This window comes from Streptomyces sp. GESEQ-35, from assembly GCF_017948485.1.
Taxonomy (GTDB): domain Bacteria; phylum Actinomycetota; class Actinomycetes; order Streptomycetales; family Streptomycetaceae; genus Streptomyces.
In genome coordinates this window covers 1-2,222 of the sequence record NZ_JAFFSX010000072.1, presented here as the reverse complement: position 1 = coordinate 2,222, position 2,222 = coordinate 1, and the positions used below count along the sequence as shown (strand labels likewise).

The window sequence follows — 2,222 nt, the reverse complement described above, 5'->3', positions numbered from 1 at the left end:
TGTGCTGCGCCAGAAATCCTGAGGGTTATTTACTACCCTGTTGCCATGTCGCATCCGGGGCCTTCTGCTGTGGAGATCACGCTGTCCGAGTCCGAGCGCGCCGAGTTGGTGCGGGGGACGAAAGTGCCGGACCGGCGGTCGGCCGAGAAGGCCCGCATCATCCTGGCGTGCGCTGACGGCATGTCAAACGCAGGTGTCGCACGGATCGTTGGTGTCCAGGCCAAGACGGTGGGCAAGTGGCGTCGGGCTTTCGCCGCAGCGCGGATGGCCGGGCTTGAGGACGCCGGCCGGATCGGGCGGCCGAAGGCCGACCTGGTCCTGGACGAGGTCGAGCGGAGGCAGCTGACGCAGTGGGCGCGGCGGGCGAAGACCGCCCAGTTCTTCGCGCTGCGAGCCAAGATCGTGCTGCGCTGCGCGGAGGGCGGGACGAACCAGCAGGCCGCGGCCGACCTCGGCATCGACAGGTCGACCGTGGACCGCTGGCGGGCCCGGTTCATCGCCGAACGCCTCGACGGGCTGCATGACGAGCCCCGCTCGGGCCGGCCGCCCTCGATCCTCCTCGACCGGTCGAGGAGGTCGTCGCGGCCACCCTGGAGTCGACTGCGGGCAGGGACACGCACTGGTCGCGGGCCTCGATGGCCGAGCGCACCGGCCTGTCGAAGTCGACCATCGGCCGGATCTGGAAGAAGTTCGACCTCAAGCCCCACCTGCAGGACTCCTTCAAACTGTCCACCGATCCGCGGTTCGTCGCCAAGGTCGTCGACGTCGTCGGCCTGTACCACCATCCGCCCGAGAAGGCGGTCGTGCTCTGCGTGGACGAGAAGTCCCAGATCCAGGCACTGGACCGCTCGCAGCCAGTGTTGCCGATGATGCCGGGCATGCCCGAACGCCGGACTCACGACTACCACCGGCACGGCATCACCAGCCTGTTCGCGGCCTTAAACATCACTGACGGCACCGTCATATCTCAACTCCACCGCCGCCACCGGGCGATTGAGTTCAAGAAGTTCCTGGTCCGGATCGACAAGGCGGTGCCCGCCGGGCTCGACGTCCACCTCGTCTGTGACAACTACGCCACCCACAACACCGCCGAGATCAAGACGTGGCTGGGCAGACACCCGCGCTTCCACGTCCACTTCACCCCGACGGGCTCCTCCTGGATGAACCAGGTCGAGCGGTGGTTCGGCCTGCTGACCGACAAGCTCATCCGCCGCGGCGTCCACAGGTCCGTGAAGGCCCTGGAGGGTGACATCACCGCATGGATCGACACCTGGAACGAGAATCCACGGCCCTTCACCTGGACCAAGACCGCCGACGAGATCCTCAACTCCCTCGCCGACTACCTCACCAAGGTCGGAACCGCCAGCCAGAAAACAGAGCAGAACTAACCCTCATGATTTCTGGCGCAGCACACTAGGTAGCCCTCCTGAATCGCGTACTCCAACAGAGACTCGGCCAGTTCAGCCGCGCCCTGGGGCGTGTCCAATGCAGAAGGCATGAATGGCACCGTAGCCGGGTGGGGCGGTTTGCCGACAGCCCGGCGCCGGACGTTCCGGATCATGGTTCGGACAGACTTTCCCTACGTCATCAAGGCTCGCTGCGCTCGCGGCCGTCGTGCTCCGGCCGCGAACGCCAACCGCCCTATGACCTGGGCTCTTGCTCCGGTGACGCAGGGTACGCCCGCAGGGAACCGGCCTCAGGATGGAAGACCCTTCAGCACCCGTAGGAACCACAAGGCACACGAGCACGAGACACCCCACCAAGACCATAAGACCCGAGCCACCCAAAGAAGTCGGGAACGATCCAAGGGACCGAGGGCCGCGCACGCGCGGCGGCGCCGGTCGGTCGCCACCGCGCCGCCTCTATGTCTCCGCCACCGGCCGCGCACCGCCGCCCGCCCGTCCCCACCAGCAGCGGCCAAGAACCAGCACCGAGCCATCAGGTACAGGGGATTGCCGCACCACCATGTCAACGACGCTTTGGGCTACCGAAGAGGCCGGATCGCGGCGGCGGTTCCCCGCGGACTACCTCGCTACCGTGGACGTTGCCCCGTGGCTGGGGCGGTCGGCTCCGCGACTGTAGCCAGCCACTTTGGCGCGAGCCTCGAAGATCATGGCCCCAACGTCGTGCTTTAACGGGCAGGTCCACAGACTGCCCGACTCGCCATGAGCTTACGGGGCCATGATCACTCGCACCAAAGCAGCTCCCGGCCAAAGTCGCAT

At 66.6% G+C, this 2,222-nt stretch carries 1 pseudogene; it reads left to right on the top strand.

Annotated elements, in window-relative coordinates:
- Positions 1-69: 69 nt before the first annotated feature.
- Positions 70-1,388 (top strand): annotated as a pseudogene (locus KCH87_RS48365) (IS630 family transposase).
- The last annotated feature ends 834 nt before the right edge of the window (positions 1,389-2,222 follow it).